Origin of the sequence: Burkholderia singularis, assembly GCF_001718875.1 — a bacterium.
GTDB lineage: Bacteria > Pseudomonadota > Gammaproteobacteria > Burkholderiales > Burkholderiaceae > Burkholderia > Burkholderia singularis.
Map to the genome: position 1 here is coordinate 625474 of NZ_CP013448.1, position 24549 is coordinate 650022.

Below are 24549 nucleotides of genomic sequence, written 5' to 3' on the forward strand. Positions count from 1 at the left end.
GCATGGCCGCGCTGAGCTTGAAGGGCGTCAGGAAAACTTACGACGGCGCGCAATACGTGCTGCACGGCATCGACGTGGAGATCGGCGACGGCGAATTCGTCGTGCTCGTCGGGCCGTCCGGCTGCGGGAAATCGACGCTGCTGCGGATGATCGCGGGGCTGGAGACGGTGTCGGACGGCGAAATCGCGATCGGCGGCCGCGTGGTGAACGCGCTCGAACCGAAGGATCGCGATATCGCGATGGTGTTTCAGAATTACGCGCTGTATCCGCACATGACGGTTGCGCAGAACATGGGCTATGGGCTGAAGATCCGCGGCGTCGCGCGTGCGCAGATCGACGCGCGCGTGTTGGCCGCCGCGCGGATTCTGGAACTCGAGCCGCTGTTGGCGAGGCGCCCGCGCGAGCTGTCGGGCGGGCAGCGGCAGCGCGTCGCGATGGGGCGGGCGATCGTCCGCGAGCCGGCGGTGTTTCTGTTCGACGAGCCGCTGTCGAATCTCGACGCGAAGCTGCGCGTGCAGATGCGCCTCGAAATCCAGCGGCTGCACGCGCGGCTCGCGACGACGAGCGTCTATGTGACGCACGACCAGATCGAGGCGATGACGCTCGCGCAGCGCGTGATCGTGATGAATCGAGGCCATGCGGAGCAAATCGGCTCACCCATCGACGTCTACGACAAGCCGGCGACCACGTTCGTCGCGAGTTTCATCGGCTCGCCGGCGATGAATCTGTTGAACGGGCGGCTGTCGGAGGACGGCACGAAGTTCGACGTCGCGGGCGGCGGCCCGAGCCTGCCGATTGTGGCCGACGCGCTCGACGCGACCGGTAGCGGCCGGGCGGCAGCCGGCACGGGCACGGCAGGCGCCGGTGTGGCGATCGCGCCGGGGCGCGAATGGATTCTCGGCGTGCGGCCGGAGCATATGGCGGTGTCGGAAGGCGTCGCGCACGCCACGCTGAGCGTCGATTCGTGCGAGTTGCTCGGCGCGGACAATTTGGCGCACGGCCGCTGGGGCCCGCACGATGTTGCGGTACGCTTGCCGCATACGGCGCGCGTGGCGCGCGGCGAGACGCTGCCCGTCGCATTGCCCGCGCAGCATCTGCATTTCTTCGATCCGGCAACCGGCAAGCGGGCCGGCTGAGCGCTTCCAACGGGGTATGTCCGATGACCGTCCTGCAATCGTGGCCTTATCCGCGCGTGCTCGCACATCGCGGCGGCGGCGCGCTCGCGCCGGAGAATACGTTGGCCGCGCTCGACACGGGCGCGCGCTACGGCCATACGATGGTCGAATTCGATGCGAAGCTGTGCGCCGACGGCGTGGCATTCCTGTTGCACGATGACACGGTCGAGCGCACGTCGAACGGCACGGGGCGGGCGGCGGATCTGCGCTACGCCGCGCTGGCCGCGCTCGATGCGGGAGCGTGGTTCGATGCCCGTTTCACGGGCGAGCGAATGCCGACGCTTGCCGAGGCGGCCGCCCGCTGCATCGAGCTGAGACTGGCCGTGAACATCGAGATCAAGCCTTGCGCGGGGCGCGACGTCGAGACGGGGCGCGTTGTCGCGCGCGAAGCGGCTGCGTACTGGCGCGGTGCGACGGTGCCGCCGCTGCTGTCGTCGTTTTCGGCCGATGCGCTCGATGCGGCGCGCGCCACGGCTCCCGATCTGCCGCGCGGCATGTTGTACGACGCGATTCCTGCCGATTGGCGTGACGAGACGCGCCGATTGGCTTGCGTGTCATTACACGCGCATCACTTGCAATTGACGCGGGAGATCGTGCGCGACGTGAAAGCGGCGGGGCTGCGCCTGCTCGCGTATACGGTCAATGACCTTGAGCGGGCGCGCGAGCTGGCTGAATGGGACGTGGATCTCATCTGCACGGACCGAATCGAGCTGATCCGCCCCGGTCTTGCCGGTCTGACCAGATTTGGCGGCTGACGGATGAAATAGGTGATTGCCCGCGCGGACGAACAAAAACGCTCCGGGAGCGAACTACCGGAGCAAGAGAAGATAGCTCCCGATCACGGTGGAAAAATTCCGCTACAAATTGCAGCGGAATTAACCATTCCCCAAATATTCGACTACGCTTAGAAGCGGTAGCCGAGCTGCAGATAGGTGACGATCGGATTCAGATTGATCTTTGCCTGCGACGTTTGCGTGAGCGTGCCGATCGGCGTCGGGCGTTGGGTCGTCAGCGTCGCCTTCACGCTAACCGGGATGTACGACAGCGACAGTCCGCCGAACCAATGCTTGGTGAAGTTATAGGTGAAGCCGACGTTGAGGACGGGCGCCCACTGGTTGGTGGTCGTCACGCTGGTCGGGCCGCCGAGCACCCCCCGCTCGAACGCGCTGTTGGTGATCTTCCCGCCGGTGAACCATACGTATGTGGCGCCGACGCCGACATACGGACGGAACTTCGCGTTCGCGTCGTTGAAGTAATACTTGAGAAGGAGCGCAGGGCTCCATTGGTATACATGGCCGAGCACACCGAACTGTTCGAACTGGCCTTTGCCGCTCAAATTGAACCTTGGCGGAATCCCGGCGACAAATTCAGTGACGATGTGATCGGTCCAGAAGTAGCCGGTGGCGAGACCGAGTGTATCTGCGTTGTCGACGCCGGCGCCGGTGTTGGGTTCAGTAAGGTTGACAGGCGTGCCGCCGACGCTCATGACCTTGAGTGGATCGCTGCTGTCTTGAGGGGCAAGATGGATCCAGCCTGTTGTGACGTAAAAGCTGCCGGCCGATTGCGCATGCGCGGCGGTTGCTGCGGCTGCGAAAACCAGCGCAATCGCTCCCGTAATGGCCATTTTTTGTTTCATCTGTAGTCCCCTCCGATTAAAAGGCGACCTCATTATGACTACGACGTTTCAAACAGAACAGAGTTGTAAGTTAGAAGTTTCTCCCTAAAATTCGCACGATCGTGCGCATTCCCGCGCCGCGGCGGGCGTTTACGCGGATGCACCAATGTGAGCCTTCGGGTATTTCCTAACGCGATCAAACGGACATTCAGCATGGCACGGCTAGCACGACTTTACGTTCCCGATCAGCCGCAGCACGTGATATTGCGCGGCCTCGATCAGCAACCGGCGTTCGTCGACGACCAGGATTACGAACTATTTATCGACTGTCTGAAGGCGGCGGCGCGCGATCATCACCTGGCGGTGCATGCGTATGTGCTGTTGCCGCGCCAGGTCCAACTGCTCGTGACACCCAGCGACGAGTCCAGCCTGCCGAAGGCGATGCAGGCGGTCGGCCGGCGCTACGTCGCACATTTCAACCGGCGCTATTCGCGGCGCGGCACCCTCTGGGAAGGGCGCTATCGCGCAACGGTGATCGAGGGCGAGCGCTATTTTCTGCTGGCGAGCCGCGTCGTCGAGCTGAGCCCGGTACGCGCGCAGCTCGTGACGAGCGCCGACGCGTACCGCTGGTCCAGCTACCGGCATCACATCGGACTGACCGTCGACAGCCTGATCACCGACCATCCGCTCTACTGGGCGCTCGGCAACACGCCGTTCGAGCGTCAGCGCGCGTACAAGGAGCTGTGCGAGCAGCCGCTCGACGAGCGCCAGGCCGATCAACTCCAGCAGGCGACCCTCAAGGGCTGGGTGCTCGGCGGCGAGACTTACCGCGAATGGGCCGCGCGCACCGCGAACCGGCGCGTGTCGCCGCTGCCGCGCGGGCGGCCTCGAAAGGTGCGGGAGAATACGCCGCCTGTCCAGTAACCGTAGCCGGCGGGCGGTCAATGAGCGGCAGGCAAGGATGCCGCTCAAATTTTTGCCCCATTTTGATACGTCCCTAATAAAAGCGAATGATCGCGCACCAACTTGATAATTGGGGTCAAATAATCGGAATTTATTTGCTATTCCATTGATTCGTCGCGTATATTCCGAATTCCGGCGGTCCCGGACACACCCGCTCCTGCCCCGGCCGGCCACGTCGCGATCCACACGAAGGGGGACGACGGGCGATCAAGCAAAATGGTTAAACGGCCGCGAGGCCCCTTTCGAACGGTGTCCCCATGAACGACCATCAAGAGCCGACGAGCGCGCGTGCCGCCGCGCAAGGCCTCTACGATCCGCAAAACGAGCACGACGCGTGCGGCGTCGGCTTTGTCGCGCATATCAAGGGCAAGAAGAGTCACGAGATCATCGAGCAGGGGCTCAAGATTCTCGAGAATCTCGATCACCGCGGCGCGGTCGGCGCCGATCCGCTGATGGGCGACGGCGCGGGCATCTTGATCCAGATTCCGGATGCGTTCTATCGCGCGGAGATGGCGCGGCAGGGCGTGACGCTGCCGCCCACCGGCGAATACGGTGTCGGGATGATCTTTTTGCCGAAGGAGAACGCGTCGCGGCTCGCGTGCGAGCAGGAGCTTGAGCGCACGGTGAAGGCCGAAGGCCAGGTGGTGCTCGGCTGGCGCGACGTGCCGGTCGATCATTCGATGCCGATCTCGCCCGCGGTGAAAGCGACCGAACCCGTGATCCGCCAGATCTTCATCGGCCGCGGCAAGGACGTGATGGTCACGGACGCGCTCGAGCGCAAGCTCTACGTGATCCGCAAGACCGCGAGCCACCGCATCCAGGCGCTCAAGCTCAAGCACGGCAAGGAATACTTCGTGCCGTCGATGTCGGCGCGCACGATCGTCTATAAGGGGCTGCTGCTCGCCGACCAGGTCGGCGTCTACTACCGCGATTTGCAGGACGAGCGCGTCGTGTCGGCGCTCGCGCTCGTGCACCAGCGTTTCTCGACGAACACGTTCCCCGCGTGGGAACTTGCTCACCCGTACCGGCTGATCGCGCACAACGGCGAGATCAACACGGTCAAGGGCAACGTGAACTGGCTGAACGCACGCACCGGCGCGATCGCGAGCCACGTGCTCGGCGACGATCTGCCCAAGCTCTGGCCGCTGATCTATCCGGGCCAGTCGGATACCGCGTCGTTCGACAACTGCCTCGAGCTGCTCGTGATGGCGGGCTATCCGCTCGCGCATGCGGTGATGATGATGATTCCGGAGGCGTGGGAGCAGCACACGCTGATGGACGACAACCGCCGCGCGTTTTACGAATACCACGCGGCGATGATGGAGCCGTGGGACGGCCCGGCCGCGATCGCGTTCACCGACGGCCGTCAGATCGGCGCGACGCTCGATCGCAACGGGTTGCGCCCGGCGCGCTACATCATTACCGACGACGATTTCGTGATCATGGCGTCGGAAGCGGGCGTGCTGCCGATTCCCGAATCGAAGATCGTCAAGAAGTGGCGTCTGCAGCCGGGCAAGATGTTCCTGATCGACATGGAGCACGGCCGGATCATCGACGACAAGGAACTGAAGGACAACCTCGCGAACGCCAAGCCGTACAAGAGCTGGATCGATGCGGTGCGCATCAAGCTCGACGAGATCGAGCCGCAGGACGACGACGTCGCCGCCGAGCGCGGCGCGGCGGCGGCGCTGCTCGATCGCCAGCAGGCGTTCGGCTACACGCAGGAGGACGTCAAGTTCCTGATGGCGCCGATGGCGCAGCAGGGCGAGGAGGCGGTCGGCTCGATGGGCAACGATTCGCCGCTCGCGGTGATGTCGAACAAGAACAAGACGCTCTATCACTACTTCAAGCAACTGTTCGCGCAGGTGACGAACCCGCCGATCGATCCGATCCGCGAGAACATGGTGATGTCGCTCGTGTCGTTCATCGGGCCCAAGCCGAATCTGCTCGACACGAACAACATCAACCCGCCGATGCGCCTCGAAGTGTCGCAGCCGGTGCTCGACTTCAAGGACATCGCGAAGATCCGCTCGATCGAGCGTTACACGGGCGGCAAGTTCAGCGCCTACGAGCTGAACATCTGCTATCCGGTCGCGTGGGGCAAGGAAGGGATCGAGGCGCGGCTCGCGTCGCTGTGCGCGGAGGCCGTCGACGCGGTGAAGTCGGGCTACAACATTCTGATCGTGTCCGATCGCAAGCTGGACGCCGAGCACGTCGCGATTCCCGCGCTGCTCGCGACCTCGGCGATCCACACGCATCTCGTCCGGCAGGGGCTGCGCACGAGCACCGGGCTGGTGGTCGAGACGGGCTCCGCGCGCGAGACGCACCATTTCGCGCTGCTCGCGGGCTACGGCGCGGAAGCCGTGCATCCGTATCTCGCGATGGAGACGCTCGCGCAGATGGCCGACGGGCTGCCGGGCGACCTGTCGCCGGACAAGGCGATCTACAACTTCACGAAGGCGATCGGCAAGGGGCTGCAGAAGGTGATGTCGAAGATGGGCATCTCCACGTACATGTCGTACACCGGCGCGCAGATTTTCGAGGCGCTCGGCCTTTCGAGCGATCTGGTCGAGAAGTACTTCAAGGGCACGGCGTCGAAGGTCGGCGGCATTGGCCTGTTCGAAGTGGCCGAAGAAGCGATCCGCCTGCATCGCGACGCGTTCGGCGACAATCCGCTGCTGGCCGACATGCTCGATGCGGGCGGCGAATATGCGTTCCGCGTGCGCGGCGAAGACCACATGTGGACGCCCGACACGATCGCCAAGCTCCAGCATTCGACGCGCAGCAATTCGTATCAGACGTATAAGGAATACGCGAATCTGATCAACGATCAGACCAAGCGCCACATGACGCTGCGCGGCCTGTTCGAATTCAAGGTCGATCCGGCGAAGGCGATTCCGATCGACGAGGTCGAGCCGGCCAAGGAGATCGTCAAGCGTTTCGCGACGGGCGCGATGTCGCTCGGCTCGATCAGCACTGAAGCGCACACGACGCTCGCGATCGCGATGAACCGGATCGGCGGCAAGTCGAACACCGGCGAGGGCGGCGAGGACGAAAACCGTTACCGCAACGAGTTGCGCGGCATCCCGATCAAGGCCGGCGACACGCTGAAATCGGTGATCGGCGACGAGATCGTGCGCGACATCGCGCTCAAGGAAGGCGATTCGCTGCGCTCGAAGATCAAGCAGGTCGCGTCGGGCCGCTTCGGCGTGACGGCCGAGTATCTCGCGTCGGCGGACCAGATCCAGATCAAGATGGCGCAGGGCGCGAAGCCGGGCGAGGGCGGCCAATTGCCGGGCCACAAGGTGTCCGAGTACATCGGCAAGCTGCGTTACTCGGTGCCGGGCGTGGGCCTCATCTCGCCGCCGCCGCACCACGACATCTATTCGATCGAGGATCTCGCGCAACTGATCCACGACCTGAAGAACGTCAACCCGGCGGCGAGCATCTCGGTGAAGCTCGTATCGGAGGTGGGCGTGGGCACGGTCGCGGCGGGCGTCGCGAAGGCGAAGGCCGATCACGTGGTGATCGCCGGCCATGACGGCGGCACGGGCGCATCGCCGCTGTCGTCGGTCAAGCACGCGGGCACGCCGTGGGAACTCGGCCTTGCCGAGACGCAGCAAACGCTCGTGCTGAACCGGCTGCGCGGGCGCATCCGCGTGCAGGCCGACGGCCAGATGAAGACCGGCCGCGATATCGTGATCGGCGCGCTGCTCGGCGCGGACGAGTTCGGCTTCGCGACGGCGCCGCTCGTCGTCGAGGGCTGCATCATGATGCGCAAGTGCCACCTGAACACGTGCCCGGTCGGCGTCGCCACGCAAGACCCGGTGCTGCGCGCGAAGTTCTCGGGCCAGCCCGAGCACGTCGTCAATTATTTCTTCTTCGTCGCCGAGGAAGCGCGCGAGCTGATGGCGCAACTCGGCATCGCGAAGTTCGACGATCTGATCGGCCGAGCGGATCTGCTCGACATGCGTAAGGGCATCGAGCACTGGAAGGCGAAGGGGCTCGACTTCTCGCGCGTGTTCCATCAGCCCGAAGGCTGTGAAGGCGTGGCGCGCCGCCACGTCGACACGCAGGATCACGGCCTCGAGCGCGCGCTCGATCACACGCTGATCGAAAAGGCGAAGGCCGCGATCGAGAAGGGCGAGCACGTGTCGTTCATCCAGCCGGTGCGCAACGTGAACCGCACGGTCGGCGCGATGCTCTCGGGCGTGATCGCGAAGCGGCACGGCCACGACGGCCTGGCCGACGACGCGGTGCATATCCAGTTGAAGGGCACGGCCGGCCAGAGCTTCGGCGCATTCCTTGCTCGGGGCGTGACGCTCGATCTCGTCGGCGACGGCAACGACTACGTCGGCAAGGGGTTGTCGGGCGGCCGGATCATCATCCGCCCGACCAATGATTTTCGCGGCAAGTCCGAGGAAAACATCATCTGCGGCAATACGGTGATGTACGGCGCGCTCGAAGGCGAGGCGTTCTTCCGCGGCGTCGCGGGCGAGCGCTTCTGCGTGCGCAACTCGGGCGCGACGGCGGTGGTCGAGGGCACGGGCGACCACGGTTGCGAATACATGACGGGCGGCACGGTCGTCGTGCTCGGCGAGACGGGGCGCAACTTCGCGGCCGGCATGTCGGGCGGCGTCGCGTATGTGTACGACCCGGATGGCACGTTCGCGACCAAATGCAACAAGGCGATGGTCGCGCTCGATCCGGTGCTGCCGCAGGCCGAGCAGGAGCGAACCGTCGATCCCGCGCTCTGGCATGCGGGCGTGGCGGACGAAGCGTTGCTCAAGGGGTTGGTCGAGCGTCACTTCCAGTTCACCGGTTCGCCGCGCGCGAAATCGATGCTGGAGAGCTGGGACGCTGCGCGCCGCCAATTCGTGAAAGTGTTCCCGCACGAATACAAGCGCGCGCTCGGCGAAATCGGCGCGAAGAAGAAGGCGGGCGAGGTGCTCGCCGCCTGACGCGGCCCGGTGCGGCCCGGCCGGGCGCCGGGCGGCTCGACGACTTGGCGACCGCGCCTGCCTGAGCGGCGGGCGCGGTCACCGTTACCGATCACAATCGATTCAGAAGAGAACCCCATGGGCAAGATCACCGGTTTTCTGGAGTACGAACGCCGTCACGAGGCGTATGAAGCGCCGCTCACGCGCGTCAAGCATTACAAGGAATTCGTCGCCGCGCTCGCCGATGACGATGCGAAGATCCAGGGCGCGCGCTGCATGGATTGCGGGATTCCGTTCTGTAACAACGGCTGTCCGGTCAACAACATCATTCCGGACTTCAACGATCTCGTTTACCGGCAGGACTGGCGGCATGCGATCGACGTGCTGCACTCGACGAACAACTTTCCCGAGTTCACGGGCCGCATCTGCCCCGCGCCGTGCGAGGCGGCGTGCACGCTCGGCATCAATGACGATCCCGTCGGCATCAAGTCGATCGAGCACGCGATCATCGACAAGGCATGGGCGCAGGGCTGGGTTCAGCCGCAGCCCCCCAAGCACAAGACGGGCAGGAAGGTGGCGATCGTCGGCTCCGGTCCCGCGGGCTTGGCGGCCGCGCAGCAACTCGCGCGCGCCGGCCACGACGTGACGGTGTTCGAGAAGAACGACCGGATCGGCGGACTGTTGCGCTATGGCATTCCCGACTTCAAGCTCGAAAAGTGGCTGATCGACCGCCGGATGCGCCAGATGGAAGCAGAAGGCGTGACGTTCCGCACCGGCGTGTTCATCGGCCGCGAGCCGTTGCCCGAGACGATCGGCAATGCGGCGCAGCAAACCGTGTCGCCCGATACGCTGAAGGACGAGTTCGACGCGGTCGTGATCGCGGGCGGCTCTGAGACGCCGCGCGATCTGCCGGTGCCGGGGCGCGAGCTTGCGGGCATCCATTTCGCGATGGAATTCCTGCCGCAACAAAACAAGGTCAATGCGGGCGACAAGGTTGTCGACCAGCTCACCGCGAAGGGCAAGCACGTCGTCGTGATCGGCGGCGGCGATACGGGCTCCGACTGCGTCGGCACGTCGAACCGGCACGGCGCGAAGCACGTCACGCAGTTCGAGTTGCTGCCGCAGCCGCCTGAGCTGGAGAACAAGCCGCTCGTGTGGCCGTATTGGCCGATCAAGCTGCGCACGTCGTCGTCGCACGAGGAGGGCTGCGAACGCGATTGGGCAGTCGCGACGAAGCGTTTCGAGGGCAAGAACGGCAAGGTCGAGAAGCTGATCGCGGCGCGCGTCGAATGGAAGGACGGCAAGATGCAGGAAGTGCCGGGCTCCGAATTCGAGATCAAGGCCGATTTGGTGCTGCTCGCGATGGGCTTTACGCAACCGGCCGCGCCCGTGCTGGACGCGTTCGGCGTCGCGAAGGATGCGCGCGGCAACGCGCGTGCGGGCACCGAAGGCGATCGCGCGTATTACACGTCGGTCGACAAGGTGTTTGCCGCGGGCGACATGCGCCGGGGCCAATCGCTTGTGGTTTGGGCGATCCGCGAAGGCCGTCAGTGCGCGCGGTCGGTTGATGCGTATTTGATGGGGCATTCGGAGCTGCCGCGCTGATCGACGCGGCGGCATCGCGGGCCTGTGAGAGCCGGGCGTCTCTGCGGGGACGCCCGGTTTTTTTGCGCCCGCCGTGGCGTGCGCAGGCAGATGGCGGCCGCGCGCATCGTCCGCCGGCGCGCGTGACGGCGATTTCTTTCGTTTCCCATCCAAATCTTTCTATTTCGTAATATTCAGGCCAACTTGTCATATCATGACGCGCTTCGGCCGGCTTCCGGTCGGGTAAGCAATGGTTTGACCCCAACAAGGAGGCCGACGAATGGACGGTATGGTGGGCACGTTGATCAACGGAATCAACGGCATTCTCTGGAGCTACGTGCTGATCGCGCTGCTGCTGGGCGCAGGCGCATGGTTCACGCTGCGCTTCGGGATGATTCAGTTACGCGCGTTGCTGCTCAGCATGCGTGTGGTCGGCAGCAAGGGCGAGCCGGGCAGCATTTCGTCGTTTCAGGCATTCGCCACCGGGCTGGCGAGCCGTGTGGGCACCGGCAATATCGCGGGCGTGGCGGTGGCGCTGACGCTCGGCGGCCCCGGCGCGATTTTCTGGATGTGGGTGACTGCGCTGATCGGGATGTCGTCGGCGTTCGTCGAAGCCACGCTCGCGCAAATCTTCAAGGTGTCTCACCATGACGGCACCTATCGCGGCGGCCCGGCGTACTACATCCAGATCGGGCTGCGCTCGCGCGGCCTGGGCGTGCTGTTTTCGCTGTCGCTGGTGCTTGCGTTCGGCTTCGTGTTTAACGCGGTGCAGGCGAACGCGATCGCCGACGCGTTCCATACGTCGTTCGGCTTCAGCCGCGCGGCGGTCGGTCTCGGGCTCGTGGCGCTGACGGCGCCGATCATCTTCGGCGGCATCCGCCGGATCGCGCACGTCGCGCAGGTGATCGTGCCCGTCATGGCGATCGGCTATCTTGCGCTCGCCGTCTACGCGGTCGCCACGCACGTCGCGCTCGTGCCGCAGATGATCGCGCTGATCGTGAAAAGCGCGTTCGGTTTCGAGCAGGCGACGGGCGGCCTCGCGGGCTACGCGGTGAGCCAGGCGGTCGCGATCGGGGTGAAGCGCGGCCTGTTTTCGAACGAAGCGGGGATGGGCAGCGCGCCGAATGCGGCGGCAACCGCGAGCACGCGGCATCCGGTCACGCAGGGGCTGATCCAGATGCTCGGCGTATTCGTCGATACGATCGTGATTTGCAGCGCGACCGCGTTCGTGATCCTGCTGTCCGGTCAGTACGTGCCGGGTTCGTCGATGGAGGGCGCGGCGCTCACGCAGCGCGCGATCTCGAGCCACGTCGGCGATTGGGGCGGCATCTACATGGCGGTGGCGATCTTTTTCCTTGCGTTCTCGTCGGTGATCGGCAATTACGCGTATGCGGAAGGCAACGTCGAATTCGTCGCGCAGCGGCGCGGCGTGTTGGCGGTGTTTCGCGTCGCGGTGCTCGCGATGGTGATGTTCGGCAGCGTCGGCGAACTGCCGCTGGTGTGGGCGATGGCCGATACCAGCATGGGCATCATGGCGCTGATCAACCTGCTCGCGATTCTCGCGCTCGGCAAGTACGCGCTTGCCGCGTGGCGCGATTATCAGCGGCAGCGGGCGGCGGGCGTGGCCGAGCCGGTTTTCACGCGCAAGACGATTCCCGCGCTCGAACACGTGCTGCCCAACGACGTTTGGGGCGAGCATGGGCCATTGCCCCGGGGCGGGCGGCCCGCCGACGATTCCGCGGCCGGACGCGGTGCCAACGCGCATGCGCACGGCGCGCAGCGGGCCGTCGGGCCGTTCGGCTCCGGCTCAGCGCGTTGACGGTGGCGGCCGGCGGCGCCGCTTCGTCACGCCGGCGCATCGCGTCGTCTCGGCAACGTATCGACGATGCGGCGCGCGCCGCGACGGATTTTCAAGCCGCCGCGCGCGTATCGTCGCGGCGTATATCGAGCGTTTGCCGATGGAATACCGCGAGCGACTTACGATGCGCGATGCTGACGATTGCCGCGTTCGGCAGCCGCTCGTTGAAAAGCCGGTATAGGCGTTCTTCGTTGTCGTCGTCGAGCGCGCTCGTGGCTTCGTCGAGGAATAGATAGTCAGGCTGGTGCAGCAGCACCCGCGCGCCCGCGAGACGCTGCTGCTCGCCCGGCGACAACATGCGCGTCCAGTGACCGGTTTCCTCGAGGCGCGCCGCGTAGCCGGCGAGGCCGCACGTGGCGAGCGCGTCGCGGCACGCGTCGTCGCTGAACGCATCGGCGGCCGACGGGTAGGCGAGCGCCGCCTTCAGCGTGCCGATCGGCAAATAGCTTTGCTGCGGCACGAACATCATCCGCGCGCCGACGGGCGCGTCGATTGCGCCGTCGCCGAATGGCCAGAGGCCCGCGAGCGCGCGCATCAGCGTGCTTTTGCCGGAGCCGGACGGCCCGCGCACGAGCCAGCGCGAGCCGGGCTCGATCGTCACGCTGCCGATCGACGCGAGCGGCGTGCCGTCCGGCAGCGCGAGCTTGAGGTGCGCCGTCGTCAACGCGTTCGCGTCGACGTAATGCAGATTGATGCCGCCGTGCTCGGTGGCGGGGGACAGCGATTCCTTCAGATGCGACGCATCCATCACCCGCTTGAACTCGCTCAGACGATTGACGGTTGCCCGCCATTCGGCGAGCGTGCCGTAATTGCCGATGAACCACGAGAACGAATCGCTGACGTTGCCGAATGCGTCGACGATGCGCATCACCACGCCGAACGAGAATGCGCCGGCGAAATAGCGGGGTGCCGCGACCGCGATCGGAAAGATCAGCGCGATCTGTCCATAGACACTTGATACGAACGTCAAACGCTTCGTGTATTGCATCACGCGCCACCAGTTGTCGCGAATCCGCTGAAAGAGGTTTTGCGCGTGCGCGGCTTCGGTCGGCTCGCCGTTGTAGAACGCGATCTGCTCTGTATTCTCGCGGATGCGGATCAGGCCGAAGCGGAAATCCGCCTCGACGCGTTGCTGCTGGTAGTTGATCGACACGAGCGGATGGCCGAACCGGTGTATCACGTAAGAGCCGGCGATTGCGTAAATCAGCGCCGCCCACACCATGTAGTTCGGGATGGTGATCACATGACCGTTGAACGAGAACGTGGCCGCGCCCGCGATCGTCTTCAGCACGGTGATGAACGTGATCAGCGTGACGACCGTCGACAGAAGGCCGAGCGACAGCGACAGCGTCGTCGATGCGAGCGCTTGCAAATCGTCGGCGATCCGCTGGTCCGGGTTGTCCGCGAGGCGGTCGCGCTCGATGCGGTAGAAATTGCGCTCGCCGAGCCAGTCGCGCAGATAGCGCGACGTCAGCCACTGGCGCCAGCGAAAACCGAGCATCTGGCGCAGATAGAGGCTGTAGACGGTGAGAATCACGTAGCCGAACGCCAGCGCCGTGAATGTGCCCAGCAGACGGGGGAAGTCGTGCACGTCCTTCGATTGCAGCGCATCGTAGAACGTGGTGTTCCATGCGTTGATCCGCACGTTGATCCAGACGATCGTCAGGTTGATCGCGATGATCGTGATGAGCAGCCCCCACGCCGTCTTCCATTCGTCGCTGACCCAATAGGGCTTGATGAGACTCCAGGCGGAAATCTTGCCGTTTCCGTCCGGTGACGGATGGGCCGGATGCGAGACGGCGGACGAGGGTGGCTGAGTCATGTGCTTCCTGATCGGACGTTGCTGGCGTCGCGGCGCACGGCTTGCGACTACTGTTGGCGTGCGGCGAATTCTGTCGGCGGCGTCTTAAACGGCGCTTAATCTCAAACGGCGCGCGATGATGCGTGAGCCGGGCGATGCCCGCCGGTGCCCGATGCCGCTCGATGCGCGCGGTGCCGATCACGCCGGCCCGCGCCGTGGGCGATGCCCGCCGAGCGGCGCGCGCGATTCGCCGGCCGACGCGGCGATCACGCGCACGATCACGCGCATTGTGCCAGCCTCGCACGCGGCGCGCGAATGCGCGGGCATGCACGGTTTGCCGCCGTTTGCGCTTTTATGGTCTAATGGCCGACGACGAAACAGGGGTGCTTCGTGCGCCGCGACCCGGCCGATGATCGGCTTGGGCATACGCGCAACGAGGCTGAGAGAGTCCCTTCGCACCCGATCCGGATAATACCGGCGCGGGAAGTTTCCGATCCCGCCGGCCCTGTTTTCCTGGCGCCGCCCGATCCGGGCGCGATCGTGTGCAACGTGCACAGCACAGTACGGTTGCGGCCGGCCTCTTTCGCCGGTTTCGTCCTTTTGAATACGCGTTCGCGCGTGGCGGATGGAATCGATGAGCGTTCATTCTTCAGTTCTTTGGCGCGGCAGCCTGCTATCGGCCGCCTGCCTACTCGCGTCCGGCGCGCCGGCGCCGCAGCGGCTTGGCCGTGACACGTTCGACGGACGGGCGCGATGAACCCGCGCTCGGCCGAACCGGATTTCGCCGTGCTGGGTGGCGGCCTGGTCGGCCGTTTGATCGCATGGCGTCTCGCGCTCGCGGGGCACCGCGTCTCGCTTTACGAGCGCGGCGACGCCGCCGGCACGTCGTCTGCCGCGTGGGTGGCCGCAGCGATGCTCGCGCCGCTCGCCGAGGCGGCAAGCGCCGAGCGCTTTATCACCGATCTGGGCGCGGCATCGCTCGACCGCTGGCCGCGCTGGCTTGCCGAGTTGCCCGAGCCGGTTTTTTTTCAGCGCAACGGCACACTCATCGTTTGGCATCACGCGGATCGCGCGGAAGCGCCGCTTTTCGAGCGCCGCGTGCGCGCGAACGCGCGCGCCGATCTGCTCGACGGCGGCCTCGTGCCGCTCGCGGCCGCGCAGATCGGTGCGACGGAGCCGGCGCTCGCGGGGCGCTTCGCGCACGGCCTGCTGTTGCAGCGCGAAGGCCAGCTCGATAACCGCCAGGCGCTGCACGCACTCGCGGCGGGCCTCGACGAGCGGGGCGTCGACGTGCACTGGCACGCGGGCGTCGACGCGCATGCGCCGCGCGCCGCGCGCATCACGATCGACTGCCGCGGGCTCGGCGCGAAAGCGCAATGGCCGGCGTTGCGAGGGATTCGCGGCGAAGTCGCGCGCGTGCATGCGCCAGGCATCGGGCTCACGCGGCCCGTCAGGCTTTTGCATCCGCGCTATCCGCTTTACGTCGCGCCGAAGGAGCACGATTTGTACGTGATCGGCGCGACCGAGATCGAGGGCGAGGACATGTCGCCCGTTAGCGTGCGCTCCGCGCTCGAACTGCTGAGCGCCGCGTTTTCGGTGCATCCGGCGTTCGGCGAGGCGCGCATCCTCGAATTGAATGCGCAGTGCCGGCCGACGCTGCCCGATCATCGGCCGGCGCTCGTTTGGCATGGCGGCGCGACGCTCGCGGTCAACGGGCTTTACCGGCACGGTTTCATGATCGCGCCGGAGGTTGCCGATACCGCGGCTTGCTTTGCGCAGGCGCTGCTCGAGCGAACGGTCCACGATGCCGACACGTTTGCCGCCTGGCGCGCCGATGCACGTTGGCCCGCGCTGCTGCATCTCGGCGCCGAGCGTCAGCAAGCGGGCGCGGCGTGCGGATCGAGCCATGCGAGAGCATGACGAACCTGACAGACAGTTACGGCAAAGAAGATGGCGACACGATGGACAATCCGATCAATTTCCAGATCAATCAGCAGACGCTGACGCTGCCCGGCGGCGCGACGATTGCCGATGCGCTTGCCGCATACGGCGCGCGCCCGCCCTATGCGGTTGCGCTGAACGGCGCGTTCGTCGCGCGCTCGGAGCACGCCACGCGCGCGCTCGCGGCGGGCGACAAGCTCGACGTCGTGCATCCGGTGGCGGGCGGCTGATGCCGCCTCCGCGCATGGCGCGCGCCGCCCGATTTGACGATCGATTCGCCGCTTGATGGCTGCTTCGGCCGCGGCTTCAGTTTCAACCAAGGATGCTTCGATGACCTCCATTCCTTGCGCCGACACGCTCACGCTTTACGGCAAAACCCTCGCGAGCCGCGTGCTGCTCGGCACGTCGCGCTATCCGTCGCTGCAATCGCTGTCCGATTCGATCGCGGCCGCGCGGCCGGGCATGGTGACGCTCGCGCTGCGCCGGCAAATGAACGCCGGCACGGCCGAGGCCGGTTTCTTCGAGCTGCTCAAGCAGCATCGCGTGCCGTTGCTGCCGAATACCGCCGGCTGCCAGACGGTCGCGGAGGCGGTGACCACCGCGCAGATGGCGCGCGAGATATTCGACACCGATTGGATCAAGCTCGAACTGATCGGCGACGATTACACGTTGCAGCCGGACCCGATCGGCCTGGTCGAGGCCGCGGCGCTGCTCGTGAAGGACGGCTTCAAGGTGTTGCCGTATTGCACCGAGGATCTCGTGATCGGCCGGCGTCTGCTCGACGCCGGTTGCGAGGTGCTGATGCCGTGGGGCGCGCCGATCGGCACCGGCAAGGGCATCGTGAATCCGTATGGGCTGCGCGTGCTGCGCGAGCGGCTGCCCGACGTGCCGCTGATCGTCGACGCAGGGTTGGGCGTGCCGTCGCACGCGTGCCAGGTGATGGAGTGGGGGTTCGACGGCGTGCTGCTCAATACGGCGGTTTCACAGGCCACGCATCCGGAGATCATGGCGCGCGCGTTCGCGCTGGGCGTCGATGCGGGGCGCGCCGCTTATCTCGCGGGCCAGATGGAGCCGCGCGAGGCCGCGCAAGCGAGCACGCCCGTCGTTGGAATGCCGTTCTGGCATCAGGATGGGGGGCGTGTATGAGCGCAGCGCAATTCAGCGGGTCGGAGACGCCGGCGGGAAGGGCCGTCGATGCGGGGCGCGGCACGCGCATCGGCGCCGCGCTGTCCGATCGGCCGGGGGCGTTCGCGGCCGGATTCGCCGGTGCGCTGGGCGGGCGGGTATGAGCGCCGCGCTGTCCGAAATATTCTGGCCGCCTGCCGACGAGCTGGCCGAAGCCGCTGAGCGGATTCGCGCGAGGCTCGGCGTATGGCCGGCGTCAACCGCGCCGGCGCGCATCTGCCTTGCGCCGCCCGAGCCTGCGCGCGCGGGCGATGTCGTCGTCGCGGCGGCGGGCGACGCCGCCGCGCGCGGCGAGTCGCTCGCGCGGCTGACGGCGGCGGGGGCGGCCGTGATCGTGATCGACGATGCATCGGCGACGCTCCATGCGGGCGGCTCACGCTGCGCGCTCGCTTCGCGCGGGCCGCTCGCGGACGATTGGATCGCCGCGCTCGCCGCATTCATCGATTGCGGCTTCGACACGCGCGACGCGCTCGTCCTCGCGCTTGCATGGCGCGACGGCGACGAGGCGGCCGGCGCCGGCGCGCATCGCGATGATGCGCACGATGCCAGAGCCTCTGCGGGCCCGATGCGCAATGCCGGCCCGCTGCTTGGCGGCGGCATGCGCGGCATGGGCGTAAATCGCGGCGAAGCGCGCGGTAACGGCACGGATTGCGCCGATCCTTGCCACCCCGCCGACGCGCGTGCTGACGGCAACCTCCCGCCGTGGCCAACCGATTTCGCGCGCCTGCCGCACGCGTTGAGCGCGCCTGCCGCACCCGCGCCCGGCTTTCCGCCATGCCCGGAGCGGCTGGGCCTCTACGCGGTGCTGCCGAGCGCCGATTGGGTCGAAAGAGTGCTCGATTGCGGCGTGACGACCGTTCAGTTGCGCGTGAAGGGGGCGGCGCCCGACAGGCTACGCGCGGAAATCGAGCGTGCCGTCGCCGCGAGCCGCCGCTATCCGCATGCGCGTCTCTTCATCAACGATCATTGGCGGCTTGCGCTCGAGGCGGGCGCCTACGGCGTCCATCTCGGTCAGGAGGATCTCGACACCGCCGATCTGGCCGCGATCGCGCAGGCGGGCGCGCGGCTCGGGCTGTCGAGCCACGGCTACTACGAAATGCTCGTCGCGTTGCACGTCAAGCCGAGCTATCTCGCGCTCGGCCCGGTGTTCGCGACCCGCACCAAGGCCGATGCCGCGCCGCCGCAAGGGCTCGCGCGCATCGCGCGCTATGCGCGCATCGCCACCGGGCGCGCGCCGCTCGTCGCGATCGGCGGAATCACCGTCGACACGCTCGCGGCCGTGCTCGCGACGGGGGTGGGCAGTGCGGCGGTCGTCAGCGCGGTCACCGGCGCGGCCGACTATCGATCGGCAATTATTGCAATGCAGAAGATATTTGCCGGTCAATTTGACAATCTCTGACCGGCCCGCAGGGGGCGTCGCAACAACATTCCGGTGCAGGCCCTATAATTCGACGTTCCGCGTAACAGGAATGTCAGCTCCGTGAGCGCCTCCTCCTCTGAGTCCCTGCTAGAGCTTCGCGACGTCGATTTCGGCTACGGCGATCGTCTTGTGCTGTCGAATCTGAACATGCGCTTCGCGCGCGGCCAGGTGGTCGCGGTGATGGGCGGTTCCGGCTGCGGCAAGACGACCGTGCTGCGCCTGATCGGCGGGCTCGTGCGCGCGCGTCGCGGCCAGGTGCTGTTCGACGGCGACGACGTCGGCGCGCAAACGCGCGACGGCCTTTATGCGCTGCGCCGCAAGATGGGGATGTTGTTCCAGTTCGGCGCGCTGTTTACCGACATGTCGGTGTTCGACAACGTCGCGTTCGCGCTGCGCGAGCACACCGATTTGCCGGAAGCATTGATCCGCGATCTCGTGCTGATGAAGCTCAACGCGGTCGGCCTGCGCGGCGCGCGCGAGCTGATGCCGTCCGAGGTGTCGGGCGGGATGGCGCGGCGTATCGCGCTTGCGCGCGCGATCGCGCTCGATCCGCAGCTCATCATGTACGATGAGCCGTTCGCGGGGCTCGATCCGATTTCGCTCGGCATCACCGCGAACCTGATCCGCACGCTGAATCAGGCGCTCGGCGCGACGTCGATCCTCGTCACGCACGACGTGCCGGAATCGTTCGCGATCGCCGATTACGTGTACTTCCTCGCGAACGGCGGCGTTCTGGCCGAGGGCACGCCCGACGAGCTGCGCGCGTCGACCGAGCCGAGCGTGCGCCAATTCATCGACGGCGCGCCGGACGGCCCGTTCAAATTTCACTACATGAGCCAGCCGCTCGCGGCGGACTTCGGACTAGGCGGAGGGCGCGGATGATCAGCACGATCGGACGTTTCGTGATCGGCGGACTCGAGCGCACGGGCTACGCGAGCCGGATGTTCGTGCGCGTCGTGCTCGAATTCTTCTCGTTGCTGAAAAGGCCGCGGCTGGTCACGAAACAGATTCATTTTCTCGGCAATTATTCGTTCGTGATCATCGCCGTGTCGGGGCTGTTCGTCGGCTTCGTGCTCGGCCTGCAAGGCTATTACACGCTGAACCGCTACGGCTCCGAGCAGGCGCTCGGCCTGCTCGTCGCGTTGTCGCTCGTGCGCGAGCTGGGCCCGGTGGTGTCGGCGCTGCTGTTCGCCGGCCGCGCGGGCACGTCGCTGACGGCCGAAATCGGCCTGATGAAGGCGGGCGAGCAACTGACCGCGCTCGAAATGATGGCGATCGATCCGCTGAAGAACGTGATCGCGCCGCGGATGTGGGCGGGCGTGATCGCGATGCCGCTGCTCGCGGCGATCTTCAGCGCGGTCGGCGTGCTGGGCGGCTACGTCGTCGGCGTGCTGCTGATCGGCGTCGATTCCGGCGCGTTCTGGTCGCAGATGCAGGGCGGCGTCTCGATATGGGCGGACGTCGGCAATGGCGTGCTCAAGAGCGTCGTGTTCGGTTTTGCCGTCACGTTTATTGCGCTGTTTCAAGGGTACGAAGCGAAGCCGACGCCCGAAGGCGTGTCGCGCGCGACGACCAAGACCGTCGTGTACGCGTCGCTTGCCGTGCTCGGCCTCGATTTCCTGCTGACCGCGTTGATGTTCAGCTAAGCCTTTTTGGGATGACGATGAAAAAGACTGCTCTCGACTTCTGGGTCGGCCTCTTCGTGGTGTTGGGCTTTCTCGCGCTGCTGTTCCTCGCGCTGAAGGTCGGCAACATGAGTTCGCTGTCGTTTCAGCCGACCTATACAGTGAAGATGAAATTCGACAACATCGGCGGGCTGAAGCCGCGCGCGGCGGTCAAGAGCGCGGGCGTGGTGGTCGGCCGGGTCGGCTCGATCGGCTTCGATTCGAACACCTATCAGGCGCTCGTGACGATCGATCTCGATAAACAGTATCAGTTTCCGAAGGACTCGTCGGCGAAGATCCTGACGTCCGGGCTGCTCGGCGAGCAGTACATCGGCCTCGAGCCCGGCGGCGACACGGAAATGCTGAAATCCGGCGACACGATTACGATGACGCAATCGGCGATCGTGCTCGAGAACCTGATCGGCCAGTTTCTCTACAGCAAGGCGGCGGACGCGGGCGGCTCGAAGCCGGCCGCGGCGTCAGGGGCGGCCGCCACGTCAGGCGCGGCCGCGCATTGAGCGTGCGGCGCGCCAGCCGGTGACAGACGATAGAAAACGCGAGGGAAAGAACATCATGCAGACGATTCGCATCAGCCACGCAATGCTGACGCTCACGGCCGCGGCGGCATTGAGCGGCTGCGCGACGGTGCAAACGCCCACGAAAGGCGATCCTTTCGAAGGCTTCAACCGGACGATGTACAAGTTCAACGACACGGTCGATACCTATGCGCTGAAGCCCGTCGCGCGCGGCTATCAGTGGGCGGTGCCGCAGCCGGTGCGCGACAGCGTGACCAATTTCTTCTCGAATATCGGCGACGTCTATATTGCCGCGAACAACATCGTGCAGTTGAAGATCGCCGACGGCGTCGGCGACATCATGCGTGTGGTGATCAACACGGTGTTCGGCGTCGGCGGCCTGTTCGATGTCGCGACGCTCGCAAAGCTGCCGAAGCACACGAACGACTTCGGCATCACGCTCGGCCATTACGGCGTGCCGAGCGGCCCGTACCTCGTGCTGCCGTTCCTCGGCCCGAGCACGGTGCGCGACACGGCGGGCCTCGCGGTGGATTACGCGGGCAACCCGCTTACCTACGTGAGCCCGAATTCGGTGAGCTGGGGGCTGTTTGGCCTGAATCTCGTCAATACGCGCGCGAATCTGCTCGGCGCGGGTGACGTGCTCGATGCGGCCGCCATCGACAAATATTCGTTCGTGCGCAATGCGTATCTGCAGCGCCGTCAGCTGCTGATCGGCGGCAACGCGCCGACCGATCTGCCGAACTATGGCGACCAGGCACTGCCGAAGTACGATATGCCGGACGACGGCGCGGCAGCCGCGCCCGCGGCCGGTGCGGCAACGGCGGGCGCCGCGTCCGCACCGGCCGCGGCTGAGCCGAACCCGGCCAGCGCGACGCAGGTGCCGCCGCAGCAGGTGGTGCCGCCGTCGCCGGGCGGGATTCGCCTGCCGAGCATCCGGCTGCATTGAATGCGCCCCGGCGCTTACATTCGTTACAGCCGGAAACGATTCTGACGGCGGATGGCGCGAACTTGCGCCGCCGCTGCCGGTTCCAAGTTCTGGCACTGATCACATACGCAGGACATACCTATGAAGAAACTGTTTCTGATCCCCGTTTTCGCCGCGCTGTTCTCGTTTGGCGCGGCCGCCGCGCATGCCGAAGTCGATCAATCGAATCCGCAGGCGTTGATCAAGACCGCGACGCAGCAGGTGCTCGACGAAGTGCGCACGCAGACGATCAAGCAGGGCGACACCGCGCGCATCATGACGATCGTCAACAAGGACATCCTGCCGTACACCGATTTTCGCCGGACCACGCAGCTTGCGATGGGCCGCAACTGGCGCACCGCAACGCCCGCGCAGCAACAGCAGGTGCTCGAGCAGTTCAAGACGCTGCTGATCCGCACGTACTCGGGCGCGCTCGCGCAATTGAAGCCCGACCAGCAGATCCAGTATCCGCCGTTCCGCGCTGATCCGGATGCAACGGACGTCGTCGTGCGCACGGTGGCGATGAACAACGGTCAACCGGTGCAGATCGACTATCGTCTGTACAAGGCGCCGCAGGGCTGGCGCGTGTATGACTTGAACGTGCTGGGCGCGTGGCTGATCCAAACGTACCAGCAGCAGTTCAACGAAAAAATCCAGCAAAGCGGCGTGGATGGCTTGATCCAGTTCCTGACCGAACGCAACCAGCAGCTTGCTTCGGGCAAGCAGTCGTCGTGAGCCGCTTCGGCATTGGTGCGACGCTGACCCACGCAAGCGCGAAGACCGTGCTTGCGCAAGGGCTCGCGCATATCGACGCGGGCGCGACGGCAGTCGATTGCGGCGCGCTCACCCAATTCGATTCCTCCGCGCTGGCGGTGCTGCTCGCATGGCAGCGCGCCGCGCGTGAGCGCGGCGCCACGCTCGACGTTCTCAACGTGCCGCCGAAGCTTGCAAGTCTCGCGCAGGCTTACGGCATCGACACCCTTCTCCCACAGCGACATTGACGCCCGCATCGAGGCCCGCCGGCGGCTGACGCGCCGCCGCAAGCGGGCCGCCGGGCTCCGGCTTGCTCATTGGGGTTCCCCGGCCGGCTTGGCCGGTTTGCCCTATAATCAACCGTTTTGCAGGACTGCCGAACGGTCCCCATTTCCTCCTTGCGCATCAGCATAAAGAATGCATCGCGGCCGCCGGGCCGCGCTCAGTCATGTCAGCGATAGAAATCCGTCACGTCAAGAAGCGCTACAAATCGCTTCAGGCGCTCAAGGGTGTCAGCCTGTCGGTCGACGAAGGCGAGTTTTTCGGCTTGCTCGGCCCCAACGGCGCAGGTAAGACCACGCTCATCAGCATTCTTGCCGGCCTCGCGCGCGCCGACGAAGGCACCGTTTCGGTGCGCGGCCACGATGTCGTCAGAGATTTTCGCGCGGCGCGGCGCGCGCTCGGCGTCGTGCCGCAGGAGCTGGTGTTCGATCCATTCTTCTCGGTGCGCGAGACGCTCAGGATTCAGTCGGGCTATTTCGGGCTGCGCCGCAACGACGACTGGATCGACGAAGTCATGGACAACCTCGGCCTGGCCGATAAAGCCGATTCGAACATGCGCGCGCTGTCGGGCGGGATGAAGCGGCGCGTGCTGGTCGCGCAGGCGCTCGTTCACCGGCCGCCCGTGATCGTGCTCGACGAGCCGACCGCGGGCGTCGATGTCGAATTGCGCCAGACGCTGTGGAAGTTCATTTCGCGGCTGAACCGCGAAGGCCATACGATCGTGTTGACGACGCACTATCTCGAAGAGGCGCAGGCGCTGTGCGACCGGATCGCGATGCTCAGGCGCGGCGAAGTCGTCGCGCTCGAGCGCACCCGCGCGCTGCTGCAGCGCTTCTCGGGGCTGCAACTGTTCGTGCGCCTGTCGCGCGGTGTGCTGCCCGCCGAACTGCGTGCGCTCGAAGTCGAGGCTGAGCCCGCGTCCGCGCCCGGCCATCTGCTGCGCGTCGGCGATTATGACGAGGTCGAGAGGATTCTCGCGCGATGCCGTGCGGCCGGTTGCGGCTTCGACGAGATCGAGATCCGCAAGGCCGATCTGGAGGATGTGTTCATGCAAATCATGAACGGCGCGGAAGTCGTCGAGGGCTTGGCATGAACGGGTTTCGCACGTTGTTCCACAAGGAGATTCTGCGGTTCTGGAAGGTGTCGTTCCAGACGGTGCTCGCGCCCGTCGTCACCGCGCTGCTGTATTTGACGATCTTTGGCCACGCGCTCACCGGGCGCGTGAACGTGTATCCGGGTGTCGAATACGTGAGCTTTCTCGTGCCGGGCCTCGTGATGATGAGCGTGCTGCAGAACGCGTTCGCAAACAGCTCGTCGTCGCTGATCCAATCGAAGATCACCGGCAATTTGGTGTTCATGCTGCTGCCGCCGCTGTCGTATGCGGATATCTTCGGCGCTTATGTGCTCGCGTCGGTGGTGCGCGGGCTCGCGGTCGGCGCGGGCGTGTTCGCCGTGACGATCTGGTTTATCCCGGTCGGCTTCGCCGCGCCGTTCTACATCGTCGCGTTCGCGCTGCTCGGCTCGGCGATCCTCGGCACGCTCGGCCTCATCGCCGGCATCTGGGCCGAGAAATTCGACCAGCTTGCCGCATTTCAGAACTTCCTCATCATGCCGCTCACGTTCCTGTCTGGCGTGTTCTATTCGACGCACTCGCTGCCGCACGTCTGGCGCACGTTGTCGCGGCTCAATCCGTTTTTCTACATGATCGACGGCTTTCGCTACGGGTTCTTCGGCGTCGCCGATGTCAATCCCGCCGCGAGCCTCGCGATCGTCGCCGGATTTTTCGTGCTGCTTGCGCTGATCGCGATGCGTTTGCTCGCGACCGGCTATAAGCTGCGCCATTGAAATGAAGCCAATTCCGTCCGCCG

The 24549-nt window shown here is 65.7% G+C and carries 21 protein-coding genes and 1 riboswitch; of the genes, 19 read left to right on the top strand and 2 right to left on the bottom strand.

Annotation, left to right across the window (positions count from 1 at the left end; translation table 11 throughout):
- Positions 1 to 2: 2 nt before the first annotated feature.
- Positions 3 to 1136, top strand: coding sequence for a sn-glycerol-3-phosphate import ATP-binding protein UgpC (locus AQ611_RS02905; RefSeq protein ID WP_069233672.1), 1134 nt, complete (start codon positions 3 to 5; stop codon positions 1134 to 1136).
- A gap of 23 nt (positions 1137 to 1159) precedes the next feature.
- Positions 1160 to 1930, top strand: a complete 771-nt coding sequence (gene ugpQ, locus AQ611_RS02910) for a glycerophosphodiester phosphodiesterase (protein ID WP_059512411.1) — start codon at positions 1160 to 1162, stop codon at positions 1928 to 1930.
- Positions 1931 to 2079: 149 nt separating this feature from the next.
- On the opposite strand, the gene AQ611_RS02915 is transcribed toward ugpQ, so the two are convergent.
- Positions 2080 to 2811, bottom strand: a complete 732-nt coding sequence (locus tag AQ611_RS02915) for an OmpW/AlkL family protein (protein ID WP_059512410.1) — start codon at positions 2809 to 2811, stop codon at positions 2080 to 2082.
- Positions 2812 to 3003: 192 nt separating this feature from the next.
- On the opposite strand from AQ611_RS02915, the gene AQ611_RS02920 reads away from it, so the two are divergent.
- The 4 genes from AQ611_RS02920 (at position 3004) to AQ611_RS02935 (ending at position 12096) form a co-directional block, all read left to right on the top strand.
- Positions 3004 to 3714, top strand: coding sequence for a transposase (locus AQ611_RS02920; RefSeq protein ID WP_059512409.1), 711 nt, complete (start codon positions 3004 to 3006; stop codon positions 3712 to 3714).
- Positions 3715 to 4010: 296 nt separating this feature from the next.
- The gene (locus AQ611_RS02925; RefSeq protein ID WP_059512408.1) at positions 4011 to 8714 is read left to right on the top strand and encodes a glutamate synthase-related protein; all 4704 of its coding nucleotides are present in this window, start codon (positions 4011 to 4013) and stop codon (positions 8712 to 8714) included.
- Positions 8715 to 8831: 117 nt separating this feature from the next.
- Positions 8832 to 10298: a glutamate synthase subunit beta gene (locus tag AQ611_RS02930; RefSeq protein ID WP_069233673.1), complete on the top strand. Its 1467-nt coding sequence runs from the start codon at positions 8832 to 8834 to the stop codon at positions 10296 to 10298.
- Positions 10299 to 10557: 259 nt separating this feature from the next.
- On the top strand, positions 10558 to 12096 hold the full coding sequence (locus AQ611_RS02935; RefSeq protein WP_069233674.1) for an alanine/glycine:cation symporter family protein: 1539 nt from the start codon (positions 10558 to 10560) through the stop codon (positions 12094 to 12096).
- A 91-nt stretch (positions 12097 to 12187) separates the two neighbouring features.
- Here the strand turns inward: AQ611_RS02935 and AQ611_RS02940 are convergent, their stop codons facing one another.
- Positions 12188 to 13957: an ABC transporter ATP-binding protein/permease gene (locus AQ611_RS02940; RefSeq protein ID WP_083237210.1), complete on the bottom strand. Its 1770-nt coding sequence runs from the start codon at positions 13955 to 13957 to the stop codon at positions 12188 to 12190.
- A 348-nt stretch (positions 13958 to 14305) separates the two neighbouring features.
- Positions 14306 to 14439, top strand: a riboswitch (TPP riboswitch).
- A 250-nt stretch (positions 14440 to 14689) separates the two neighbouring features.
- On the opposite strand from AQ611_RS02940, the gene AQ611_RS02945 reads away from it, so the two are divergent.
- The 13 genes from AQ611_RS02945 (at position 14690) to AQ611_RS03000 (ending at position 24526) form a co-directional block, all read left to right on the top strand.
- Positions 14690 to 15856, top strand: coding sequence for an FAD-dependent oxidoreductase (locus AQ611_RS02945; protein ID WP_059512405.1), 1167 nt, complete (start codon positions 14690 to 14692; stop codon positions 15854 to 15856).
- A 53-nt stretch (positions 15857 to 15909) separates the two neighbouring features.
- Positions 15910 to 16107 carry a sulfur carrier protein ThiS gene (gene thiS / locus AQ611_RS02950; RefSeq protein ID WP_059512450.1) on the top strand — a complete coding sequence of 66 codons (198 nt, stop codon included), beginning with the start codon at positions 15910 to 15912 and terminating at the stop codon, positions 16105 to 16107.
- 100 nt (positions 16108 to 16207) lie between these two features.
- The gene (locus tag AQ611_RS02955; protein WP_069233675.1) at positions 16208 to 17023 is read left to right on the top strand and encodes a thiazole synthase; all 816 of its coding nucleotides are present in this window, start codon (positions 16208 to 16210) and stop codon (positions 17021 to 17023) included.
- Positions 17020 to 17166 (top strand): hypothetical protein, encoded by a 147-nt coding sequence (locus AQ611_RS25320; protein ID WP_156789206.1) that lies wholly within the window; start codon positions 17020 to 17022, stop codon positions 17164 to 17166. The genes AQ611_RS02955 and AQ611_RS25320 overlap by 4 nt, the downstream gene beginning before the upstream one ends.
- On the top strand, positions 17163 to 18461 hold the full coding sequence (gene thiE, locus AQ611_RS26250; RefSeq protein ID WP_231935894.1) for a thiamine phosphate synthase: 1299 nt from the start codon (positions 17163 to 17165) through the stop codon (positions 18459 to 18461). Before AQ611_RS25320 ends, thiE begins: the two co-directional genes overlap by 4 nt.
- Positions 18462 to 18542: 81 nt before the next feature.
- Complete coding sequence (locus AQ611_RS02965; RefSeq protein ID WP_059512403.1) at positions 18543 to 19364, top strand: ABC transporter ATP-binding protein; 822 nt, start codon at positions 18543 to 18545, stop codon at positions 19362 to 19364.
- Positions 19361 to 20128 (top strand): lipid asymmetry maintenance ABC transporter permease subunit MlaE, encoded by a 768-nt coding sequence (gene mlaE, locus AQ611_RS02970; protein ID WP_059512402.1) that lies wholly within the window; start codon positions 19361 to 19363, stop codon positions 20126 to 20128. The genes AQ611_RS02965 and mlaE overlap by 4 nt, the downstream gene beginning before the upstream one ends.
- Before the next feature lie 11 nt (positions 20129 to 20139).
- A complete protein-coding gene (mlaD, locus tag AQ611_RS02975; RefSeq protein ID WP_059512401.1) occupies positions 20140 to 20664 on the top strand; it encodes an outer membrane lipid asymmetry maintenance protein MlaD in 525 nt (174 codons plus the stop codon).
- Between the two features lie 55 nt (positions 20665 to 20719).
- The gene (locus AQ611_RS02980) at positions 20720 to 21628 is read left to right on the top strand and encodes an MlaA family lipoprotein (protein ID WP_059512400.1); all 909 of its coding nucleotides are present in this window, start codon (positions 20720 to 20722) and stop codon (positions 21626 to 21628) included.
- Between the two features lie 120 nt (positions 21629 to 21748).
- Positions 21749 to 22381 (top strand): MlaC/ttg2D family ABC transporter substrate-binding protein, encoded by a 633-nt coding sequence (locus AQ611_RS02985; protein WP_069233676.1) that lies wholly within the window; start codon positions 21749 to 21751, stop codon positions 22379 to 22381.
- Positions 22378 to 22647, top strand: a complete 270-nt coding sequence (locus AQ611_RS02990) for an STAS domain-containing protein (protein ID WP_069233677.1) — start codon at positions 22378 to 22380, stop codon at positions 22645 to 22647. The genes AQ611_RS02985 and AQ611_RS02990 overlap by 4 nt, the downstream gene beginning before the upstream one ends.
- Before the next feature lie 200 nt (positions 22648 to 22847).
- The gene (locus AQ611_RS02995) at positions 22848 to 23774 is read left to right on the top strand and encodes an ABC transporter ATP-binding protein (RefSeq protein WP_069233678.1); all 927 of its coding nucleotides are present in this window, start codon (positions 22848 to 22850) and stop codon (positions 23772 to 23774) included.
- Positions 23771 to 24526 (top strand): ABC transporter permease, encoded by a 756-nt coding sequence (locus tag AQ611_RS03000; protein WP_069233679.1) that lies wholly within the window; start codon positions 23771 to 23773, stop codon positions 24524 to 24526. The genes AQ611_RS02995 and AQ611_RS03000 overlap by 4 nt, the downstream gene beginning before the upstream one ends.
- The last annotated feature ends 23 nt before the right edge of the window (positions 24527 to 24549 follow it).

Excerpts from the sequence above, each read along its gene's own strand:
- AQ611_RS02905 (WP_069233672.1), top strand. The coding sequence starts at position 3 with ATGGCCGCGCTGAGCTTGAAGGGCGTCAGGAAAACTTACGACGGCGCG.
- ugpQ (WP_059512411.1), top strand. The coding sequence starts at position 1,160 with ATGACCGTCCTGCAATCGTGGCCTTATCCGCGCGTGCTCGCACATCGC.
- AQ611_RS02915 (WP_059512410.1), bottom strand. The coding sequence starts at position 2,811 with ATGAAACAAAAAATGGCCATTACGGGAGCGATTGCGCTGGTTTTCGCA.
- AQ611_RS02920 (WP_059512409.1), top strand. The coding sequence starts at position 3,004 with ATGGCACGGCTAGCACGACTTTACGTTCCCGATCAGCCGCAGCACGTG.
- AQ611_RS02925 (WP_059512408.1), top strand. The coding sequence starts at position 4,011 with ATGAACGACCATCAAGAGCCGACGAGCGCGCGTGCCGCCGCGCAAGGC.
- AQ611_RS02930 (WP_069233673.1), top strand. The coding sequence starts at position 8,832 with ATGGGCAAGATCACCGGTTTTCTGGAGTACGAACGCCGTCACGAGGCG.
- AQ611_RS02935 (WP_069233674.1), top strand. The coding sequence starts at position 10,558 with ATGGACGGTATGGTGGGCACGTTGATCAACGGAATCAACGGCATTCTC.
- AQ611_RS02940 (WP_083237210.1), bottom strand. The coding sequence starts at position 13,957 with ATGACTCAGCCACCCTCGTCCGCCGTCTCGCATCCGGCCCATCCGTCA.
- AQ611_RS02945 (WP_059512405.1), top strand. The coding sequence starts at position 14,690 with ATGAACCCGCGCTCGGCCGAACCGGATTTCGCCGTGCTGGGTGGCGGC.
- AQ611_RS02955 (WP_069233675.1), top strand. The coding sequence starts at position 16,208 with ATGACCTCCATTCCTTGCGCCGACACGCTCACGCTTTACGGCAAAACC.
- AQ611_RS25320 (WP_156789206.1), top strand. The coding sequence starts at position 17,020 with ATGAGCGCAGCGCAATTCAGCGGGTCGGAGACGCCGGCGGGAAGGGCC.
- thiE (WP_231935894.1), top strand. The coding sequence starts at position 17,163 with ATGAGCGCCGCGCTGTCCGAAATATTCTGGCCGCCTGCCGACGAGCTG.
- mlaE (WP_059512402.1), top strand. The coding sequence starts at position 19,361 with ATGATCAGCACGATCGGACGTTTCGTGATCGGCGGACTCGAGCGCACG.
- mlaD (WP_059512401.1), top strand. The coding sequence starts at position 20,140 with ATGACGATGAAAAAGACTGCTCTCGACTTCTGGGTCGGCCTCTTCGTG.
- AQ611_RS02980 (WP_059512400.1), top strand. The coding sequence starts at position 20,720 with ATGCAGACGATTCGCATCAGCCACGCAATGCTGACGCTCACGGCCGCG.
- AQ611_RS02985 (WP_069233676.1), top strand. The coding sequence starts at position 21,749 with ATGAAGAAACTGTTTCTGATCCCCGTTTTCGCCGCGCTGTTCTCGTTT.
- AQ611_RS02995 (WP_069233678.1), top strand. The coding sequence starts at position 22,848 with ATGTCAGCGATAGAAATCCGTCACGTCAAGAAGCGCTACAAATCGCTT.
- AQ611_RS03000 (WP_069233679.1), top strand. The coding sequence starts at position 23,771 with ATGAACGGGTTTCGCACGTTGTTCCACAAGGAGATTCTGCGGTTCTGG.